The organism is Streptomyces sindenensis (genome assembly GCF_014649035.1).
Classification (GTDB): Bacteria; Actinomycetota; Actinomycetes; order Streptomycetales; family Streptomycetaceae; genus Streptomyces; species Streptomyces sindenensis.
Window position 1 is genome coordinate 103950 of record NZ_BMSG01000015.1, and the last position, 20323, is coordinate 124272.

Here is a 20323-nt window from a genome sequence, read left to right on the forward strand (position 1 = left end):
AGGTGCGGGGTACCCCCGATCGGGAGCATGCTGGCTGTGTGACCCGGCACGATAAGCCCCGGTCTGCCCCGCCCGCCGGACACGGGACCGTCGCCGGGGCGGACGACGTGTGCCATGTGCCCGACGAGCTGTCCCTCGTCCTCGCCCAGGCCCTCGTCAGCGCCGTCGAGTCGAGCGACGGTTACGCGGGGGGTATCTATCTGCGCAGCGAAACGCCGGGACTTCTGCGGCTCGCGGTGCTCGCCGGACTGCCCGGCCCGCTGTTCCGGCCCTGGTGGCGGGTGCACGTGAACCGCCCCTTCCCGGTCTCCGAGGCCTACCGCGCCGGCCGCCCGGTGCTGCTCTCCGACGCGGAGGAGGCGATGCGCCGCTTCCCGCAGCTGATGGCCGGGCTGCCGTTCCCGTTCGGTTCGCTGTGGGTGCCGGTCACCGGGCCCCGGGGGAGCATGGGCGTCATCGCGGTCCTGCGGGCCTCCACGCCGGGGCAGCCCGTCGCCCCCGCCGACGGCGAACGGCTCCACCGGCTCGGGCGTCGGCTCGGCGCCGCGCTCACCGATCTGGAGCGAGGGGGTGGCGAGTGCTTGTGGGAGAGCGAGCCGGTCCCCGTGCAACTGCCCGCCGCCACCACGCCCCCGGTGCGGGTGGGCCGCTTCGACTGGGATCTGCACTCCGGGAGGGTCTCCGCCGACGACGAACTGTGCTCGATCCTCGGCTTCGAGCCCGCCGCCTTCCCCGGCACTGTCGACGCGCTCGCCGAACGGCTGGTCCCCGAGGACGTGTACGGGCTGTGGGCGCTGGCCCGGCAGACGGTGGAGTCCGCCGAACCGGTCGTCCGCCGGATGCGGCTGCGCGGTCCCGACGGCCGGTCCCATCTGCTGGAGCTGTCCGGCCGCTGGACGCACCCGGACGGCGATGTGTCCGCCAGCCATCTGACCGGCTTCCTGGTCGACCTCGGTGCGGGACCGGTCGTGCCGGAGGCCGCCGACCGGCTGCCCCGGGGCATCCTCTCCCTGGACCGGCTGGGCCGGATCACGTACGCCAACTGCCTCGCCGAGGAACTGCTCGGCCACTCCCGTACGGAACTCGTGGGCCATCCGGTGTGGCAGGCCCTGCCGTGGTTCGGGCACGAGGCGTACGAGGACCACTACCGGGCCGCCCTGATCGCCGACGAGCCCGTCCACTTCCTCGCCCGGCGTCCGCCCTCGCGCTGGCTGTCGGTGTCCCTGTACCCGGGGCACGACGGGGTGAGTGTGGTCCTGCAGCCGACCGACCAGCCGGCCTACGCCCCCGGCTCCGTCACGACGCCGGGTCCTGGCATCGGTTCGACCGCCGACCGCTCCTCCGCGCTCTACCGGCCGGTGGCCCTCGCCATCGCGCTGACCGAGGCGGTCACGGCCCGTCAGGTCTCCGCGGTCGTCACGGACGAACTGCTGCCCGCGTTCGGCGGCCGCCAGCTGGCGATCTATCTGCTGAACGAACGTCATCTCCACCTGGCCTGGGAGACGGGGTTCCCCAAGGGCTTCCTCGACCGGTTCGACGGGGTCGGGCTCGACGTCAGCATCCCCGGCGTGGAGACCCTCACCACGGGGCGCCCGATCTTCTTCGAGTCCATGCAGCGCCTGGCCGAGGCCTATCCGGGCATCCCGATCGACACGGACGTCGGGGCGCGGGCGTTCCTGCCGCTCATCGCCTCGGGGCGGCCCGTCGGCTCCTGCATCCTCGGCTTCGACCGGCCGCGCGGCTTCAGCCCGGAGGAGCGTACGGTCCTCACGGCCCTGGCCGGGCTGATCGCGCAGGCCCTGCAACGCGCCCAGCGCTACGACAGCGAGTCGGCCCTCGCCCGCGGACTTCAGGACGCCCTGCTGCCGCACCGGCTGCCCGAGGTGGCCGGGGTGGACACGCTGGGGCGCTATCTCTCCGGTACCCAGGGCATGGACGTGGGCGGCGACTGGTACGACGTCATCGAGACCGGCCGCGAACTCGCCCTGATCATCGGGGACGTCCAGGGCCACGGTGTCTCCGCCGCCGCGACGATGGGACAACTACGCAGTGCGGTACGGGCGTTCGCGCTGAGCAACCATGATCCGCGGGAGGTGATGAGCGGCACCAACCGGCTGCTGATCGACCTCGACCCCGGGCAGTTCGCGAGCTGCTGCTACATCACCCTCGACCCGGCGACCGGCGTGGCCCGTGCCGTACGGGCGGGGCATCCGCAGCCCGTGCTGCGGGGGCCCGACGGCCGGACGAAGGTGCTGGACCTGCCCGGCGGCATCGTGCTCGGGGTCGACGGGGACGCGGCCTACCCGGTCACGGAGATGCGGCTCGAACCCGGGGCGATGCTGGCCCTGTTCACGGACGGGCTGATCGAGCGCCCGGGGACGGACATCGACGAGGGGATCGAGCGGCTGCGCGCCACCGTGGAACGCATCGGCGCGGTCCCCCTGGCCGAGACGGCCGACCAGGTCATCGGAGAGGCCCGGGCGGCCACCGACCGTCCCGACGACATCGCGCTCCTGCTCGCGGCCCGCTGGACCGCGGCTCCGCGGGCGCGGCAGCCCCGGACGGAGCGGGAGTCCGGGCCCGACCTGTGGCGCACGTTCAGGAGGCCGGACCCGGGGCGTCCGACGGACTCCCCGGATCCGGCCTCCTAGGGCCTGGGCGTCGTGGTGATCAGGCGCCGGAGGCGTCCAGCATGCCCTCGCGCTCCACGACCTTGATCCGCTCACGGCCCTGGGCCGCGCCCAGCGCCTGCTCGTGGGCGTCCAGCTTGTGCCAGCCCTCCCAGGTCGTGTACCGGACGCCCCGGTCCTGGAGGAAGGCCTCGACGGCCTCCAAAGCGGGCGTCGCCGGCTCGGGCAGACGGCCGGCGGCACGGTCCTCCAGGAGGCAGGCGACCGTTTCGTTGGCGTCGCCCTTGGTGTGTCCGATCAGACCGATCGGACCGCGCTTGATCCAGCCCGTGACGTAGACCGAGGCCATGTGCTCGTCACCGGTGATGACCCGGCCCGCCTCGTGCGGAACGGTGCCGGAGGTCACGTCGAACGGGAGCTTGGGCAGCTCCTCGGAGTAGTAGCCCACCGCGCGGTAGACGCTCTGCATGTCCCAGTCGGTGAACCGGCCGGTGCCCCGGACGTTGCCGGTGCCGTCCAGCTCGGTGCGCTCGGTGCGCAGCGCGGTGACCTTGCCGTCCTCGCCGAGGATCTCGACCGGGGACTCGAAGAAGTGCAGGAACAGCTTGTGCGGGCGGTCGCCGATGTCGCGGATCGCCCAGTTCTCCAGGGTCTGCGCGACCATGTTGGCCTGCTTGTTCTCGCGGCGGGTCGCGATGGAGCCCTCGTCGTACTCGATGTCCTCGGGGTTGACGATGACCTCGATGTTGGGGGAGTGGTCCAGCTCCCGCAGCTCCATCGGGCTGAACTTGGCCTGCGCCGGGCCACGCCGCCCGAACACATGCACCTCCAGCGCCTTGTTCTGCTTGAGGCCCTGGTAGACGTTGTCCGGGATCTCGGTGGGCAGGAGCTCGTCGGCCGTCTTGGCCAGGACCCGGGCCACGTCCAGTGCCACGTTCCCGACGCCGAGCACGGCGACCTTCTCCGCGGTGAGCGGCCAGGTGCGCGGGACCTCGGGGTGACCGTCGTACCAGGAGACGAACTCGGCCGCGCCGTAGGAGCCGTCCAGCTCGATGCCGGGGATGTCGAGCGCGCGGTCGGCCTCGGCGCCGGTGGAGAAGATCACCGCGTCGTAGAACGAGCGCAGGTCGTCCAGGCCGATGTCGTGCGGGTAGCTGACGTTCCCGAAGAGCCGGATCTGGGGCTTGTCCAGCACCTGGTGCAGGGCCTTCACGATGCCCTTGATCCGCGGGTGGTCGGGGGCCACGCCGTAGCGGATGAGGCCGAAGGGCGCGGGCATGCGCTCGAAGAGGTCGATGGAGACCCCCGGGTCCTGGCAGACCTCGGATTTGAGCAGCGCGTCCGCAGCGTAGATACCGGCGGGGCCGGCTCCGACAATGGCGACGCGGACGGGGCGTGTCATGGCGTGGTGATCCTTCGGGGCGGGCGAACGCGGGCAGGTACAGCGTACGTCGGAGGTAAGGCTTGGCTTACTAGTCTCCACCCCACACCGTAAGCGATCGCCGCGCGGGCCCTTCGGCCACCCCTGCCTAGAGTGTCCGATTGGTCCGTTTTATTATTCCGATATGGTCGATTTGACCTCTATGGGTTTACTGATACGTAAAGGGCTTATCGGGGTTGCTGGGAGTGTTTAGTCAGTCCCTTTTTCGCCATCGCGGCGAGGGAGTGGTGAGCGTCACGTCCGAGAGTCGGGACGCCGAAGTGGACGTATCGGTTCCCTTCTGCGCGAAGAAAGTTGACGCCGTGACGGCGCCGCCCGATCCGGGAATTCCGCAATTCGATCATGTGCGGAAAAGGGAATCGGGAATGCGGGGCTTGTTCCGTCCGGCGTTTCTCGCCTACGGTCACCGTCAATCCGGATGGAACGCCGAATCCTGCCGCCGTCCGGGAATCCGAAACCCACTCACGTACGGCAGGAGCGGGGGACCCAGGTAAGTCGCCGATCCGTAACCGGAACGGCTTGGGGTGAAGGCGCACGACCGTGCGCCCAGACATCTCCCGTCTGAACCCGACAGCTCACCTCGCAGGCGCCGGAGAGGAAATCCCCCATGCCCGCAAAGGGTCAGCACCGCCGTCCCAAGTCCACCTCGCTCGGCCGCGGCCTCGCCGCCGTGACCACCGGTGGAGCCGTCCTCGCCCTTCCGGTGATCGGCGCCACCAGTGCCTTCGCCGCTCCCGTGCCCGCCGCCGCCCCGCAGGCCGTGGCGCCCGCAGCGGCAGCCGCACCGGCGAATTCCGCCGTACAGGCCGCCCCCACCAAGCATTCCGTGGTGGCCGGCGAAACCCTTTCCAAGATCGCCCGCGAGCATTCCGTCAGCGGCGGCTGGAAGAAGCTGTACGAAGGCAACCGGAAGATCGTCGGATCGAATCCCGACCTCATTCACCCCGGTATCAAGCTGGTCATCGGGGCCGCTTCCGCCGCCCCGTCCAAGGGCAAGGCGGCCAAGGCTTCCCCGTCCGCCGCGCGCGGTGCCTCGGCGGACCGCGCCGACCGTTCGGAGCGCGTCAACGCCGCCCCCGTGGCCCAGGCCGCTCCGGCCGCCGAGAAGGAGGCCGTCGCCTACACGAACGACCTCGACGGCTGGATCCGGGAATCGCTGGCGATCATGGCCGAGCGGGGCATCCCCGGCACCTACGAGGGCATCCACCGCAACATCATGCGCGAGTCCTCCGGCAACCCGAACGCCATCAACAACTGGGACTCCAACGCGGTCAAGGGCACCCCGTCCAAGGGGCTGCTCCAGGTCATCGACCCGACGTTCCAGGCCTACCACGTGCCCGGCACCTCGACCGACAGCTACGACCCGGTCGCCAACATCACGGCCGCGTGCAACTACGCCGCGGACCGCTACGGCTCGATCGACAACGTCTTCGGCGCCTACTGATCCCCGCGCGCCCGAACGGAACAAGGGGCCCCGGACCGCACGGTCCGGGGCCCCTTCGTCGGACCGGGGTGTCGCCGGGAAGTTACCCCCAAGTTTCTCGTGACTTACCACGCCGACAGCAGTAGAACCTGTTGCACTCTGTTGAGAGTGAGGTGTGTCACATGAACGACACTGCCATGCAGGACAGCGAGACCAACGGTGTTTCGCGACGAAGATTCATCACTGGAACAGGTTCTCTTCTGGGGGCTGCGGCGATCGCCGGGCACGCTCCACGCGCACGGGCGGATGCCCGCACGGCGGCGGCGCCGATCGGATCCGGGGCCCATGTACCGGTCCTGGTCATCGGCACCGGATACGGCGGCTCCGTGGCCGCCCTCCGCCTCGCCGAGGCCGGCACGGACGTCCACATGGTCGAGATGGGCATGGCCTGGGACACCCCCGGCGCGGACGGCAAGATCTTCGCCAACACCACGAGGCCGGACGACCGCTCCTTCTGGCTGCGCACCCGGACCAAGCAGCCGCTGAGCAACTTCCTCGGCTTCCCCCTCGACAAGGACGTCAACCGCCGCACCGGCATCCTCGACGCCGAGGAGTTCGGCGGCATCACGGTCTACCAGGGCCGGGGCGTCGGCGGTGGATCCCTGGTCAACGGCGGTATGGCCGTCACCCCGCGCCGCGAGCACTTCGGCGCGATCCTTCCGACGGTGAACGCCGCGGAGATGTACGGCACCTACTACCCGCGCGCCAACAGCGGTCTGGGCGTCACCACCATCGACCCCGCCTGGTTCGACAGCGCCGACTGCTATCAGTACGCCAGGGTCGGCCGAAAACACGCACAGCGCTCCGGCTTCCCGTTCCTCTTCGTGCCCGCCGTCTACGACTGGGACTACATGAAGCAGGAAGCGGCCGGGACCGTCCCGAAGTCAGCCCTGGACGGGGAGATCCTCTACGGCAACAACCATGGCAAGAAGTCGCTCCAGAAGACCTACATCGAGCGGATCAGAGCCACCGGACGGGTCACCATCTCCCCGCTGCACAAGGTCACCAAGGTCACCCCCGCCCCGGGCGGCGGCTACACCGTGCTCATCGACCAGCTCGACACCGGCGGCCGGACCACCGTCACCAAGACCGTCACCGCCGACAAGGTGTTCTTCGCCGCCGGCAGCGTCGGCACCAGCAAACTGCTCGTCGGTCTCAAGGCCACCGGCGCGCTGCCCCTCCTCAACGACGAGATCGGCCGGGGCTGGGGCGACAACGGCAACGTCATGTGCGGCCGGGCCAACCACCTCTGGGACCCGACCGGGAAGGTCCAGTCGTCCATCCCCACCGGCGGCATCGACAACTGGGACGCCGGGGGAGCGTTCGCCGAGATCGCCCCGCTGCCCACCGGCATCGAGACCTGGGCGTCGTTCTACCTCTCCATCACGAAGAACCCCCACCGCGCCCGGTTCACCTGGAACGCGGCGGCGGGAAAGGCGGAACTGGACTGGCGGACGGCGTGGAAGCAGCCGTCCATCGACGCCGCGAAGACCATCTTCGACAAGATCAACCAGAAGGAGGGGACGATCTACCGCACGGACCTCTTCGGCACCTACAAGATCTGGGGCGACCACCTCACCTACCACCCGCTCGGCGGCGCGGTCCTGGACAAGGCCACCGACAACTACGGCCGGCTGCACGGCTACTGGGGCCTGTACGTCATCGACGGGGCGCTGATCCCCGGCAACACCAGCGTCAACCCGTTCGTCACCATCACCGCGCTCGCCGAGCGCAACATCGAACGGATCATCGCGACGGATCTGTAGGCGACCCGCGCACACCGGGGAGCCCGCGAAGAGCCCGGGGCCGGGAGTGCCAACCCGGCGGCCCCGGACTCCGTCAGTGACCGGGCAGAACGCACACCGCGTCGATCCCCAGCACATGGTTGAGCCGCCCGAACGCGAGCCACGAGCCGATGCTCATCGTCAGCTCCACGATCTCCGCCTGGCTGTAGTGCGCGGTCATCCGCTGCCAGAACGCGTCGTCCAGACCGTGATGGTCGAGCGTGTACCGCTCGGCGTACTCCGCCGCGAGCCGGGTCCGCTCGTCGAAGGCGTCGGTCGTACGCCACCGGGTCACTGCCTCGGCGAACCCCTCCTCGACCTTCACCCCGTCCCGCTCGGTCCGCCAGTCCAGGCAGAACAGGCACCCGTTGATCTGAGCCACCCGCAGCCGGGCTGCCTCGAACTCGCGGAGCCCCAGCGTCGTGTGCTCGTAGACGGACATCGAGAACGTGGCGGCCGCGACGCCGATGCCGGGGACCATCTCCCCCCACACGTAACCGATGGGCTCCTGGCCCTCCGGAACATCGATGATCATGCCGGTCTCCTTCCCAGCCTGCCGACCGCAGGCCGCAGCGGAACGTCCAGTGCGTCGTACAGGCCCGGTTCCGCGTCCACCAGCCAGTCGATCGCCGAGACGAGCCGCCCGACAGCGGTGGCGTTCCCGCCCGCCGACCGGTTCTCGTCCTCGTCCAAGGCCTCGACCGTCACCTCGATACGGGGACGCCCCTCGATCACCACCCGATGCGCGCCGACCCCGTCGGGCGGCGACGGCCAGGCCGGGGCGCACGACGCGTGGATCCGGGTGACGTGCTCGATGACGATGCGGGGCTCGCCGCCCACGATGCCCTGCACCTCGAAGCGCACGGCGCCCTGGGTGCCCGCCGCGAACTCGCCCATCGTGCGCGTGGTCACCGCCGTCTCCAGCGCCCGGCGGTCCAGCGTCTCGCGGATCTCGTCCAGTTCGACGCCCAGCGCCCGCGCCATCAGACGGATCTGGCCACCCCACACCATCGTCGGAACGCCCTCCGCCAGCATCAGCGGCTGGTAGTCCATCGGATGCCCCATCCCGATCAGATGGCGGACCGAATCCTCCTGATCGTACGTGGAGTAGTCGAAGATCTCCTGGCAGCGGATGACGTCCACCTCGGTCCCGAGGCCGCTGATCAGCAGCGGCAGGACGTCGTTGCCCCAGCCGGGGTCGACACCGGAGACGAAGAGGGAGCCACCGCCCTCGGCGACGGCCGCCACGATCGGGTCCCGCAGCTCGGGCGGGGCGTTGCGCTGGTCGTAGAGCGGATAGAGGGAGGGCGTGACGACCACCGCGCCGGCCCGGATCGCCCGGCCGATGTCGGCCAGGGCGTCATCGGGACGGATGTCGCCGGAGGCCGCGTAGACCACCGCCCGGGGCCGGGCGGCCAGGACGGCGGCGATGTCGTCGGTGGCCGCGACCCCGAGCGTGCGCCCGAGACCGCCGAGTTCGCCCGCGTCGCGGCCGACCTTGGCGGGATCGTGCACGAGGACGGCGGCGAGTGTCAGCGCCGGATGGGCCTCGACGGCGCGGACCGCCGCGCGGCCGACGTTGCCGGTACCCCAGACAACCGTGGGAATCATGCGCGGAGGGTAGCTCCGGGGTCTTGCACTTCCCAGAGCCGTGCACCACCGAATCCCCGGGGGGAAAAGGGGTGTTCCCGGGCCGGCGGGGGATCCGCCGGCCCGGGAACCGTTCAGGGGGTTCAGCGCTTGGCGCGGACGCCGTTCGGGGTGCCGGAGATCGTGAACTGCGAACCCGGCTCGATCAGCACATGGCCGTCGCGCGAGTCGGTGATCGTCACGTCGGTGAGCGTCGCGTTGCCGCGCGCGCCGCCCATCGCGAGGATGCCGGAGCCGTTGTCGGACTGGTCGATCCGCACGTTCTGGATCTTGACGTCCGGCATCAGCCCGCCGCCCGTCTTGAACTGGATGCCGTCATAGGTGGAGTCGACGATGTCCGTGTCGCGGATCGTGACTCCGGGGATCGGCAGGTTCTGCGGGAAGAGCGTGATGGCACCGAACTCCTGGTCCTCGTTCCAGAAGGCTCCGCCGGTGCGGTAGAGGCCGTTGTTGGCGATCAGCGTCTGCCCGGAGAAGGGCAGCGGGTCGTGGTCGGTCGCCAGCATGATGGCCGGGTAGTTCATGGTGTCGGAGATCAGGTTGTTCTCGATTCTGTTGTCGTAACCGCCGTAGATCGCGATGCCGTTGGCGCGCCACGGGAGCTGGATGGTGTTGTTGCGGAAGCTGTTGTCGTGGCCGATGTCGACGGACCGGTCCTTGACGTACTTGCTGGACCAGACGGCGAGCGCGTCATCGCCGGTGTTGCGGAACGACGAGTTGTAGACTGTGGAATTGCGGGTGCCGTTGGCGAAGTTGATGCCGTCCGCGTACGTGTTGCGGATCCGCATCCCGGTGAACTCGACGCCGTCGCCCGGGTTCCACAGCTCCTGGATGTTGTCGAAGTCGCGCCCGGCCCAGACGCCCACGTTGGCGTGCTCGATCCAGACGTTGCTGATCTTCGTGTCCTTGCCGAACCGGCCGTTGAGCGCGACGCCGCCCTCGTGGTTGCCGTCACCGCCGCGGATCGTGCCCGAGCCGAAGATGGCGATGTCGGAGATGTGCGTGTTCTCGTCGATGTCGAAACCGAAGTTGCCCTCGTGCGGGTGGTTGATGCCGCCCGCCTCGTGCGGCGGGGTCAGCGTGTAGAGCTGGGAGTGCCACATGCCCGCGCCCCGGATCGTCACGTCCCGGATCCCGACCTGGTTCCACTGGCCCCGGTCGAGCGGGTCGTCGGTCAGGATCTTCTGCTCCTGGCGCCACTGGCCCGCCGGGATCCACACACAGTCGATCTCGCCGTTCTGGTCCGCCGTCACCGCGCGCTGGATGGCGGCCGTGTCGTCGATCCCGTCGTTCGCCACCGCACCGTACGTCGTGATGGAGACACAGCCGGACGGCTGCGAGGCGGGCGCGGCCACCTGCTCCAGGTCGATCAGGTCGATGATGTGGAAGGCGGCGTTGTCGCTCGCGTCCCGCTGGAGGCGGAACTTCGTTCCCGCCGGGTAGGTCTCGGTGAGCAGGGCGTGGGACTCGTCGAACAGCCGCCGCGCGTCGCCGCCCGGTGTGTTGGTGAGCCCCTCGGGGCTGTCGGTGTTCCCGTACAGCCAGCTGTGCTTCGAGGAGAGGCCGAGCTTGCGGACGAACTCGCCGTCGGCGTACAGGCTGATGGTCGCCTCGCGGCCGCCGCCACCCGGGGCGTCCGGGACGGAGTTGCGGACGACGATCGAGTTCGCCGGGGCGGTCGAGGTGAACTCCACGTACTCACCGGTGGAGTTGAGCCGCACCGACTCGCGGCCGGAGGACTCGGTGGCGAAGTTGGTGTGTCCGAAGGTGCGTTCGGCGTCGGACTGGAGCAGCGTGCCTTCGTAGTCGGCCTTCTCCGCCTCCAGCTCGGTGTACGGGACGGCCGCGCCGCGACCGACCACGATGGACCGGGCGAAGGTGTTGTTGGTCTCGCTGGTCTCCGTGACCAGGTTCGTGGCGTCGGCGGTGGCGGTCAGGGTCGCGCCGCCGCTCGCCGCCGTCCAGCTGCCGCCGAGGGTGACGTCGGCGGTCGCACCCGCGGCGATGGCCGGGGTGGTGCCGCCCAGCGTGGTGGAACCGACGGTCAGCCGGGTGACCGTGCCCGCGCTCACCGCGCTGGTGCCGCGGTTGTGCACGGCCACGGTGAAGGTGACCGTCGCGCCGACGGCCGGGTTGGCCGGGCTGGAGGTGATGGAGCGGACCTCCAGGTCCGGGCCGGGGCTCTGGCCGACCACCAGCGGGGAGGTGGTGGTGCGGCTGTTGTTGGTGTCGTCCGACTCGACGACCGTGTCGGTCGGGTCCACCAGCGCCGAGACGGTGTACGACCCCTGCGGCCGCTTGCCGACCTCGACCGAGACCGGGGCCGAGGCCCCGGCCGCGAGGGGGCCGACCGGGGCGCTGCCCACGACCACGCCGCCCAGGCTCACGTTGACGGTGGTCGCGGGGGAGGCGGCCGACCCGGCGTTGCGGACGGTCCCTTCGACGGTGATGTCGTCCGTCTCGGACGGGGACGACGGGCTCCAGGACAGTGCGCTCACGGTCAGGTCCGGGTTGGGCGCCGGCGTCCCGAACACCTGGATCTCGGCGACCTGGGCGCCGGGCGCCTCGGTGTTGGAGAAGAACTTCAGCTGGAGGTCGGCGACCCGGGCGTCCACCGGGATGGTCACGGTGTTCTGGTGGGAGCCGGGGGTGAACACATAGCCGGCGCGGGCGCGCAGCGAGGTGAAGGCGGTGCCGTCCTGCGTCCGTCCGAGCACCTGGATGTCCTGCGTCCGGGTGGCCCAGATCGGGTCCGGGTTGAGCTTGACGACCACGGACTCCAGGTCCGCGTCCGCCCCGAGCTTCACCGTCAGGTCGGCGGGGTGCCCGTTGGACTCCCAGTAGCTGTCGACCTTGCCGTCGTTCGCGTTAGAAGCCGGGTATCCACCGTGGGATCCGCTGGCGGTGACGGTCTTGCCCCGCGCGAGGTCGGTCGCCTCGGCCGCGCTCGCGGTGACGGGCAGGAGCCCGGCGGAGATCAGTCCGGCTGTCAGCAGCCCGGCGACCGTCCGTCCGGTGAGTCGCTTCCATCTCATGATGTCCTCTGCTTCCACAAGATTTGAGCCTGCAAGTCAATTTTTTGCGGTCAGAGGTTCACAGATTTCTGCGCTGCTTCGGATTTGTCAACGGTCTTCGCATGGTCATGTCATTCGCGTGCGTGATGCGACGCGGCGTCAGACGTACTCCGGCGCAGGGCTGTTCAGCCCGCCGCCACGCCTTCGACCAGCAGCAATGTCAGATCCACCGCCGCCACGGCCACCGCTCCGGCGAGCGCCGCCTTGCGCCAGCGCCGGCCGAGTGCCGGGCCCACGAGCGCCGCCGCCCCAGCCAGGGCGAGTGCCGCCGCGCCCCTGGCGCCCACCGGCCCGGGCGGCCCGAGTGCCAGCACCGCCGTCGCCCCGAGGAGCGGCAGCGGCAGCAGCAGCCGGGTCCCCGTGTCGCCCAGCCGGTGCGGAAGGCCCAGGATCCCGGCCGCCCGGTCCGCCGCGATGTCCGGGAGCGTGTCGGCCAGATGTGCCGCGAACCCGAGCAGGGCCCCGGCCGCCACCGTCCACCACCGGGGAGCCGGCCCGCCCGGCAGCGAGAGGTTGACGGCGGCGGGCAGGGCGCCGAACCCGGCCACGTACGGCAGCCACGACAGGGCGGTCGCCTTGAGGCGCAGGTTGTAGAGCCAGGCGGCCGCGACCGCGGCGAGGTGCACCGTACCGGCGAGAACCCCGCAGGCCAGCGAGAGCAGTACGCACACGGTGAGCGCGGCCGTCGCCGCCACCCACACCGTGCCCGCCCCGACCGTGCCGTCGGACGCGGGCTTCCCCCGGCGCCCGGCCCGGGCGTCGCGCCGCGCGTCGTACGCGTCGTTGCACCAGCCGACCGAGAGCTGCCCGGTCAGTACGGCCGCCGTGACCAGCGCGGAACGCGGAACGCCGAGGCCGGAGCCGAGGGCGAGGGCGCAGGTGAGCGCCGTCACCGCGAGTGCGGGACCGGGGTGGCACGCGAGCGCGAGCCCCGCGACCCGGCCGCCCCGCCGCCCGGCACCGGTCGGAGGGGCGTCGACCGGAACGGAACCCGCGGGGCTCACCCTCTCCGTGGCGTCCATCGGGCGATCGTAGGGGGCTGCCGCCCCGTCAATGCCACGACCGGGCGGGTCTTTTGCGCCGTTTCGCACCATATTGCGGGCAGGATGGGGGCATGACGCCACCGAAACAGGAGGCAGGATGACCCGCATCGCCGCGGTGCACGGGGCTCTGCCGTCGCACCGTCACACCCAGGGCGAGGTCACCGACATGGTGGCCCGGACCTGCCTGCCGCCCGGCGCCGACCGCCGCGTCCTCGACCGGCTCCACGAGAACGCCCGGGTCCGCAGCCGGCACACCGTGCTGCCGCTGGACGGCTACGGCGACCTCGACGGCTTCGGACCCTCCAACGACGTGTTCATCCGGTCCGCCGTCGATCTGGGCGCCCAGGCCGTACGCGGCGCGCTCCGGACGGCGGGGCTGCGCCCCACCGACGTCGACCTGCTGATGTTCACCTCCGTCACCGGCATCGCCGCCCCCTCGATCGACGCCCGGCTCGTCACCCGCCTCGGAATGCGGTCCGACGTCAAACGGCTGCCCGTCTTCGGTCTCGGCTGCGTCGCCGGAGCCGCCGGAACGGCCCGGCTGCACGACTACCTCCTCGGCCGCCCCGACGACGTGGCCGTGCTCCTGTCCGTCGAGCTCTGCTCCCTCACCTTCCAGCGCCACGACACCTCGCCCGCCAATCTCGTCGCGACCGCGCTGTTCGGGGACGGGGCGGCCGCCGTCGTCGCCCTCGGCGGCCGCCGGGCCGTCGCCGGACCCGAGATCGTGGCCACCCGCAGCCGGATGTACCCGGACACCGAGCACGTCATGGGCTGGGACATCGGCTCCACCGGATTCCGCGTCGTCCTCGATCCCGGCGTGCCCGACGTCGTACGCCGCTATCTCGCCGACGACGTACGGGAGTTCCTCGGCGAACACGGCCTCAAACCGAAGGACATCGCCCACTGGGTCTGCCACCCGGGCGGCCCGAAGGTCCTGGAGGCGGTGACCGAGGTCCTCGACCTGCGCGACGGGGCGCTCGACGTCACCTGGCGCTCCCTGGCCGACATCGGCAACCTGTCCTCGTCCTCGGTCCTGCACGTCCTGCGGGACACCATCGAACAGTGCCGGCCGGAGCCGGGCACCCCCGGACTGCTGCTCGCCATGGGCCCGGGGTTCTGCTGCGAACTGGTGCTGCTGCGCTGGTAGGAAGGAACGGCCCATGACCTGGTACACCGCTCTCGTGCTCGCCGTCGCCGCCGAGCGCCTCGCCGAACTCGCGGCGGCCCGCCGCAACACCCGCTGGAGCCTCGCCCGGGGCGGCGTCGAATCGGGCCGGGAACACTATCCGGCGATGGTCGCGCTGCACACCGCGCTCCTGGCCGGCTGTCTGGCGGAGGTCCACCTCGCCGATCGTCCCTTCCCGCCGGTCCTCGGCTGGGCCATGGCCGCCGTCGTCGTGGCCGCGCAGGCGCTGCGCTGGTGGTGCATCCGCACGCTCGGTCCCCGCTGGAACACCCGCGTCATCGTCGTCCCCGGCCTGCCCCGGGTCACCGGCGGCCCCTACCGGTGGCTGAGCCACCCCAACTACGTCGCCGTCGCCGCCGAAGGGCTCGCGCTGCCCCTGGTCCACGGGGCGTGGGTGACCGCCCTCGTGTTCACCGCTCTCAACGCCGCGCTCATGGCCGTCCGGATCCGCTGCGAGGACGGGGCGCTGGCCCGCCTCCCGGCCGTGGACGCACGCACGTGATCGACGTCCTCGTCGCGGGCGGCGGACCAGCAGGCCTCGCCGCCGCGATCCGGGCCGCCTCCGCGGGCCTGGAAACGGTGGTGATCGAGCCGCGCACCGCCCCCGTCGACAAGGCGTGCGGCGAGGGCATCATGCCCGGCGGCGTCGCGGCCCTGCGCGACCTCGGCGTGCGGGTGAGGGGCCACGAACTGCGCGGCATCCGCTACACCGACGGCCGGCGCAGCGTGGAGGCGGCCTTCCGGGGCGGCCCGGGGGCGGGCGTCCGCCGCACCGAACTCCACACCGCTCTCCACGGACGCGCCGCCGCCCTCGGCGTACGCACCGTCGCCGCCAAAGTGGGCGAGATCCGGCAGGACGAGCACACCGTCACCGCCGCCGGTCTCACCGCACGGTGGCTCATCGCCGCCGACGGGCTCCACTCGCCGCTGCGCCGCGCCCTGGGCCTCGACCACCCGGTCCCCGGCCCCGGCCGCTACGGGCTGCGCCGCCACTACCCGCTCGCCCCCTGGACGGACCACGTCGAGGTGCACTGGTCCCGGCACGGCGAGGCGTACGTGACCCCGGTCGGCGAACGCCTGGTGGGCGTGGCCGTCCTGAGCCGCGACCGCCGCCCCTACGACCAGCACCTCGCCGCCTTCCCCGCCCTCGCGGACCGCCTCGCGGCCGGCCGGGGCGCCACTCCCGTACGCGGGGCCGGTCCGCTGCGTCAGCGGGCGCTGGGCCGACGGGCCGGGCGCGTCCTGCTCGTCGGTGACGCCGCGGGGTACGTGGACGCCCTCACCGGAGAGGGCATCGCCCTCGCGGTCGCCACCGCGACGGCCGCGGTCGACTGCCTGAGCGCCGGGCGGCCCGAGGACTACCCCCGCCGCTGGGCGCGGGTCACCCGCCGCTACCGGCTGCTCACCGCGGCCCTGCTGGCCGCCGCGGGACACCCGTCCTCGGGCCGGCTGATCGTCGGCGCGGCCCACCGGGCCCCCGCCGTCTTCGGCACCGCGGTCCGCGCGCTCCAGTGAGGTCGCGGCGGCGTGTGCCGCGGGCCGCCCGCTCGAATGGCAGGGTCCCCGGTTCCGGCTTAACGTCGATCGGGTGAACGCCCGCGCTCACGCCGGGCACTGTCCTCGGCACGAGAGACGAACTCCATCATGACGGGCTCCCGCGCGACACCCACGGCCACGGCACCCGACCGGCACCGGAGTGGACTGGCGCTGCTGGTCATCGCCTCGTGCCAGCTGATGGTGGTGCTCGACGTCACCATCGTCAACATCGCCCTGCCGCACATGCAGAAGGACCTGGGGTTCTCCACCGAGAACCTGTCGTGGGTCGTCAACGCGTACACGCTGACCTTCGGCGGGCTGCTGCTGCTCGGCGGGCGCCTCGGCGACATCCTCGGCCGCCGCAGGGTCTTCATCTTCGGCGTGCTCCTCTTCGTCTTCGCCTCGCTGCTCGGCGGACTCTCCCAGGAGGGCTGGCAGTTGCTGGCAGCCCGCTCCCTCCAGGGCGTCGGCGGCGCGATCGCCTCGCCGACCGCCCTGTCGCTGATCACCACCACCTTCCGCGAGGGCCCCGAACGCAACCGCGCGTTCGGGGTGTTCGCCGGTGTCTCGGCGGGCGGCAGCGCGATCGGGCTGCTCGCCGGCGGAATGCTGGTGGAGTGGCTGGACTGGCGGTGGGTCCTGTTCGTCAACGTCCCGATCGGCCTGCTGATCGCCTTCGCGACCCCGCGTTTCATCCCGGAGTCCGAACGCCGTCCGGGCCACTTCGACGTCATCGGCGCGCTCACCTCGACAGCCGGCATGGTGCTGCTCGTCTACGGCTTCATCCGCGCCTCCGAGGACGGCTGGACCGACGAGCTCACCCTCGGCTCGTTCGCGGCCGCCGTGGTGCTCCTCGCGGTCTTCATCATGATCGAGCGCGGCTCGAAACAGCCCATCACCCCTCTGTGGATGTTCCGCGACCGCAATCGCGCCGGGTCGTACGCGATGATGCTCAGCCTCGCCGCAGCGTTGTTCGGGATGTTCTTCTTCCTGACCCTCTTCGTGCAGAACGTGCTCGAATTCAGCCCGCTGCGGGCCGGGCTCGCCTTCCTGCCGGTCAGCGCCGTCATCGCGGTGAGCGCCGGCCTGACCTCCCAACTGCTGCCCCGCTGGGGCCCCAAACCCTTCATGGTGGTGGGCGCGCTCCTGGCGGCCGTCGGCCTCGGCTGGCTGACGCTGACCGACGTCCACAGCTCCTACCTCGGCTCGATCCTCGGCCCGATGCTCGTCTTCGGCTTCGGCATGGGCATGCAGTTCGTCTCCCTGACCCTGATGGCCGTCTCCGGCGTCGCCCCGAAGGAGGCGGGCGCCGCCTCCGGCATCCTCAACGCCACCCAGCAGGTCGGCGGCTCGCTGGGGCTGTCGATCCTGGTCACGACGTTCGGCAAGGCCAGCCGCAACGAGGCGGCCGACCAGGTGCCGAAGTTTCTCGAGCAGGCCACGCCCGCCCAGAAACTGGAGTTCCGGAGGACCGAGGTGCTGCCCCCGCCCTGGGGCGCCGAAGTGCTCACCTCGGGCGTCTCCAGCGCCTTCGTCGTCGCGGCCTGCTTCGCCGTGCTCGCCGCCCTGGTCGCCCTGTTCGTCATCCAGGTCCGGCCCGCCGACCTGGCCCGCCTCCAGGGCGGCGCGACGCCGCTCGCCGCGGAGGGGGCGGGCCAGGGCGAAGCGGAGGAACCGACGTCCGGCGCGGGCGCCGTCCGAACCGACCCGGACGCACCACCACCCGGCCCGGACGATCCACGGACCGGTCCGGACGATCCAGGGACCGATCCGGACACCGACCGACCCGCGAAAGGGCTGTGACCCATGGACTGGACCCTCGAAGTGATCGTGCTTCCCGTCACCGACATCGACCGGGCCCGGGACTTCTACCGGGACAAGCTCGGCTTCCACGTCGACATCGACGACGAGGTGATGCCGGGCGCCCGCGTGGTCCAGCTGACGCCGCCCGGCTCCGGCTGTTCGATCGCCCTCACCGACGGACTGCCCAACCCCACGGGAACCCCGCAGCCCGGCACGTACCACGGCCTCCAGCTCTGCGTCACCGACATCGCCGCGGCCCACGCAGAACTCGTCGGCCGGGGCGTCGAGGTCTCCGAGCCGCAGCGGTACGCCCCCGACGACGGGGCGACCTTCATGCACTTCACCGACCCGGACGGCAACGGCTGGGCGGTGCAGGAGTACCGCCGCCGGAAGACCGAACCCCTGTACAAGCTCCTCGCCGACCAGGCCGCCGGGAACGGATCGAACGCGGGGGACACGGTGGGGTGAACCGGATGTGGAGGTGGATCGCGCCCCGTCCGGTCCACCAGAATGCTCCCCGTATCGAGTGCAGAGATCCATCAGCGCAAGGGAGCGGCATCCACATGGGCGCCAACGCAGACATGGTGGCCTTCGTCCGGGCGCGGCTCGCCGACGAGGAACACGTCGCACTGGCCGCCGGCGGGGACCGATGGCGGTGCCCGGCCGACGTGCCGGGCGAGGTCCACGACCGCACCGGCGGAGTGGCGTTCACGGTGCGCGGCCGGGGCTTCGACCAGCACATCGCCCTCCAGAACCCCGCGCGGACCCTGGAGCGCATCGAGACGAACCGCGTCATGCTGGGCGAGTACATCGAGGTGGCCGACCTGGACACCGACCGCCCGGCCGAGGACTTCCGCTCCGGCCGTGCGGTTGGCCTGGGCTTCGCCGTACGGCAGCTCGCCGCCGAGTACGCGGGCCACCCGGACTACCAGGCACGCTGGCTTCCCCGGTTCATCCAGTAGTCCGATGTCGCCTGAACGGGCGGTGGCCACGGTCGTACCAGCCGGTGACCTTGAGGATGATCCACGCCAAAATGGCGTTGCTCTCTGGTGAGGAGTGATCCCGCCGTGTAGCGTCGCCGACAGATGTCGTGGTTCGCAGTACCTGCCCGCGCCTGGCGCGGGCGTTTTGCTGTGCAGTGCCTGAGAACCAGGGCGATCACCTCCGGGTCCGCGCGGTGCGGATCCGTTTACTGCTGAGAGGTACAGGCATGGCCAGCGGAACCGTCAAGTGGTTCAACTCGGAAAAGGGCTTCGGCTTCATCGCGCAGGACGGCGGCGGCCCCGACGTCTTCGCGCACTACTCCAACATCAACTCCACCGGCTTCCGTGAGCTCCAGGAAGGCCAGGCGGTGACCTTCGACATCACCCAGGGCCAGAAGGGCCCGCAGGCGGAGAACATCACCACCGCCTGATCCGGGTTGGACCGACCCTGGAGCCCCGGAGCGCGACGCGCTCCGGGGCTCCAGGGCGTTGCGGGCCGATGGGCCGATGGACTGATGGCCCGATGGGCCGGCGGGGCGGGCTGGCCACGATCCGGGGATTGGGGTGCCGCGCCGTGGGTACGCGGTGGCTCGCGAACCCAACGCCCCTGGAAATCCCTGGGAGCGAGAACGGAGGGCAGACCCATGCTGAAGGCCATCGCGGACGTGCTTCGCTCCATCGGAGGAGCCATCGCCACCGTGGTCACGTTGCCCTTCCGGGCGCTCGCGCGGTTGTTCGGCGGCGCGTCGAGCAGCGCGCGCGGACACCACTGAACGCCACGGCATGCCGGTGTCCCGGCCCTTCGCAGGGCCGGGACACCGGCATGCCGTGGCGTCGTGCAGGGGCGGAGGAGACAGGTCAGTCCGTCGCCTCGTTCGGGGCGGGGTGCTCCTCCGGGTGCGCGCCCGCGTTGCGCGGCTCGTTCCGCCCGGCGCCCGCCTCGTCCAGCTCGGGCCCGTCGTTCTGGCGGGCCACCCGGTCCGGCACCGGTATGTCGAGAGCGTCCTCGCCCTCCTGGTTCTGCTGGTCCGGCATGTCCGCCGGTACGGGGGGCGGGCTGCCGGAAGCTCCGGTGTAGGCGGTGCCTTCCGGCCTGCGGTCGGTCATGAGAGCTTCCTTCCGTACGGCCCCGGAGCGCCCGGGGAGGAGTGATGCGCTCAGGTGGGTACCCGCTGCCGGGCGAAGCAGTCACCCGGTCCGACGAGGCGGGGGACACAGGGGCGCGGCCTTTCGCGCCACGCTCCGGGGCGGCGGATGAGAAGGTGCGGGGCCCGTGCGATCCGGCCATATTGGGAGCTCCGGGCCACCGGTCCGGCACGTGCCGCGCGAGTCGGCGGTGGAAGCGGCGTCCGCGGAGTGTGATCGCCCCGGGCGTGGGTACCCGGGGCGATGCCCCATCCGGGCAACACGTCGCCCCCACTCGGTCGCGACATCACCCGACCGACCCCGCGGAAGGAAGCCCCGCATGCTGATGGCCCACCCCACAGTTCTGCGCAATCTGATCGAGCAGTACGAGGCCCTGCGTGTGCTGCACGCCGAGAACGGCGGCCAGGAGGCCCGGCAGCGCATGGACGACGTGGCGTACACGCTGTGCGTGTCGACCGGCACGAGCGACGTGGACAGCGCGCTGGTCGCCGCTCGCCACCGGTTGCCCGGCGCCCGCCCCGAGGACGACTCCGTCCTGTCCGCCTGACCTGCCGAGCGTCG

At 71.3% G+C, this 20323-nt stretch carries 18 protein-coding genes and 1 riboswitch; of the genes, 12 read left to right on the forward strand and 6 right to left on the reverse strand.

Annotated elements, in window-relative coordinates; genetic code table 11:
• The first annotated feature begins 38 nt into the window (after positions 1-38).
• Complete coding sequence (locus tag IE145_RS18265) at positions 39-2651, forward strand: SpoIIE family protein phosphatase (protein ID WP_373296601.1); 2613 nt, start codon at positions 39-41, stop codon at positions 2649-2651.
• A gap of 19 nt (positions 2652-2670) precedes the next feature.
• On the opposite strand, the gene IE145_RS18270 is transcribed toward IE145_RS18265, so the two are convergent.
• A complete protein-coding gene (locus IE145_RS18270; RefSeq protein WP_189526213.1) occupies positions 2671-4032 on the reverse strand; it encodes an FAD-dependent oxidoreductase in 1362 nt (453 codons plus the stop codon).
• 484 nt (positions 4033-4516) lie between these two features.
• A riboswitch (cyclic di-AMP (ydaO/yuaA leader) is annotated at positions 4517-4675 on the forward strand.
• Positions 4676-4678: 3 nt separating this feature from the next.
• On the opposite strand from IE145_RS18270, the gene IE145_RS18275 reads away from it, so the two are divergent.
• Complete coding sequence (locus IE145_RS18275; protein ID WP_189526215.1) at positions 4679-5515, forward strand: transglycosylase SLT domain-containing protein; 837 nt, start codon at positions 4679-4681, stop codon at positions 5513-5515.
• A gap of 161 nt (positions 5516-5676) precedes the next feature.
• Positions 5677-7320: a GMC oxidoreductase gene (locus tag IE145_RS18280; RefSeq protein ID WP_189526217.1), complete on the forward strand. Its 1644-nt coding sequence runs from the start codon at positions 5677-5679 to the stop codon at positions 7318-7320.
• 73 nt (positions 7321-7393) lie between these two features.
• On the opposite strand, the gene IE145_RS18285 is transcribed toward IE145_RS18280, so the two are convergent.
• The 4 genes from IE145_RS18285 to IE145_RS18300 all read right to left on the reverse strand — a co-directional run bounded on the left by IE145_RS18285 (position 7394) and on the right by IE145_RS18300 (position 13084).
• On the reverse strand, positions 7394-7873 hold the full coding sequence (locus tag IE145_RS18285; RefSeq protein WP_189526219.1) for a carboxymuconolactone decarboxylase family protein: 480 nt from the start codon (positions 7871-7873) through the stop codon (positions 7394-7396).
• The gene (locus tag IE145_RS18290; RefSeq protein WP_189526221.1) at positions 7870-8949 is read right to left on the reverse strand and encodes an NAD(P)H-dependent amine dehydrogenase family protein; all 1080 of its coding nucleotides are present in this window, start codon (positions 8947-8949) and stop codon (positions 7870-7872) included. The genes IE145_RS18285 and IE145_RS18290 overlap by 4 nt, the downstream gene beginning before the upstream one ends.
• A 122-nt stretch (positions 8950-9071) precedes the next feature.
• Positions 9072-12023: a CARDB domain-containing protein gene (locus IE145_RS18295; protein WP_189526223.1), complete on the reverse strand. Its 2952-nt coding sequence runs from the start codon at positions 12021-12023 to the stop codon at positions 9072-9074.
• Between the two features lie 164 nt (positions 12024-12187).
• Positions 12188-13084, reverse strand: coding sequence for a UbiA family prenyltransferase (locus IE145_RS18300; protein ID WP_189526224.1), 897 nt, complete (start codon positions 13082-13084; stop codon positions 12188-12190).
• A 118-nt stretch (positions 13085-13202) separates the two neighbouring features.
• Here IE145_RS18300 and IE145_RS18305 point away from each other — a divergent pair, with 118 nt between their 5' ends.
• The 8 genes from IE145_RS18305 to IE145_RS33760 all read left to right on the forward strand — a co-directional run bounded on the left by IE145_RS18305 (position 13203) and on the right by IE145_RS33760 (position 19389).
• Complete coding sequence (locus IE145_RS18305; protein WP_189526226.1) at positions 13203-14255, forward strand: type III polyketide synthase; 1053 nt, start codon at positions 13203-13205, stop codon at positions 14253-14255.
• Positions 14256-14268: 13 nt separating this feature from the next.
• Positions 14269-14796, forward strand: a complete 528-nt coding sequence (locus tag IE145_RS18310) for an isoprenylcysteine carboxyl methyltransferase family protein (protein WP_189526228.1) — start codon at positions 14269-14271, stop codon at positions 14794-14796.
• Positions 14793-15809 (forward strand): NAD(P)/FAD-dependent oxidoreductase, encoded by a 1017-nt coding sequence (locus IE145_RS18315; RefSeq protein WP_189526229.1) that lies wholly within the window; start codon positions 14793-14795, stop codon positions 15807-15809. The genes IE145_RS18310 and IE145_RS18315 overlap by 4 nt, the downstream gene beginning before the upstream one ends.
• A 129-nt stretch (positions 15810-15938) precedes the next feature.
• The gene (locus IE145_RS18320) at positions 15939-17633 is read left to right on the forward strand and encodes an MFS transporter (protein ID WP_189526231.1); all 1695 of its coding nucleotides are present in this window, start codon (positions 15939-15941) and stop codon (positions 17631-17633) included.
• A gap of 3 nt (positions 17634-17636) precedes the next feature.
• Positions 17637-18101: a VOC family protein gene (locus tag IE145_RS18325; protein ID WP_189526233.1), complete on the forward strand. Its 465-nt coding sequence runs from the start codon at positions 17637-17639 to the stop codon at positions 18099-18101.
• 95 nt (positions 18102-18196) lie between these two features.
• Positions 18197-18595, forward strand: coding sequence for a DUF6221 family protein (locus IE145_RS18330; protein WP_189526234.1), 399 nt, complete (start codon positions 18197-18199; stop codon positions 18593-18595).
• 248 nt (positions 18596-18843) lie between these two features.
• Positions 18844-19047 (forward strand): cold-shock protein, encoded by a 204-nt coding sequence (locus IE145_RS18335; protein ID WP_003964323.1) that lies wholly within the window; start codon positions 18844-18846, stop codon positions 19045-19047.
• Positions 19048-19260: 213 nt separating this feature from the next.
• Complete coding sequence (locus IE145_RS33760; RefSeq protein ID WP_003964321.1) at positions 19261-19389, forward strand: LPFR motif small protein; 129 nt, start codon at positions 19261-19263, stop codon at positions 19387-19389.
• An 85-nt stretch (positions 19390-19474) separates the two neighbouring features.
• On the opposite strand, the gene IE145_RS18340 is transcribed toward IE145_RS33760, so the two are convergent.
• Positions 19475-19723, reverse strand: a complete 249-nt coding sequence (locus IE145_RS18340) for a hypothetical protein (RefSeq protein WP_189526236.1) — start codon at positions 19721-19723, stop codon at positions 19475-19477.
• Between the two features lie 358 nt (positions 19724-20081).
• Here IE145_RS18340 and IE145_RS18345 point away from each other — a divergent pair, with 358 nt between their 5' ends.
• A complete protein-coding gene (locus IE145_RS18345) occupies positions 20082-20309 on the forward strand; it encodes a DUF5133 domain-containing protein (RefSeq protein WP_098017184.1) in 228 nt (75 codons plus the stop codon).
• Positions 20310-20323: the final 14 nt, after the last annotated feature.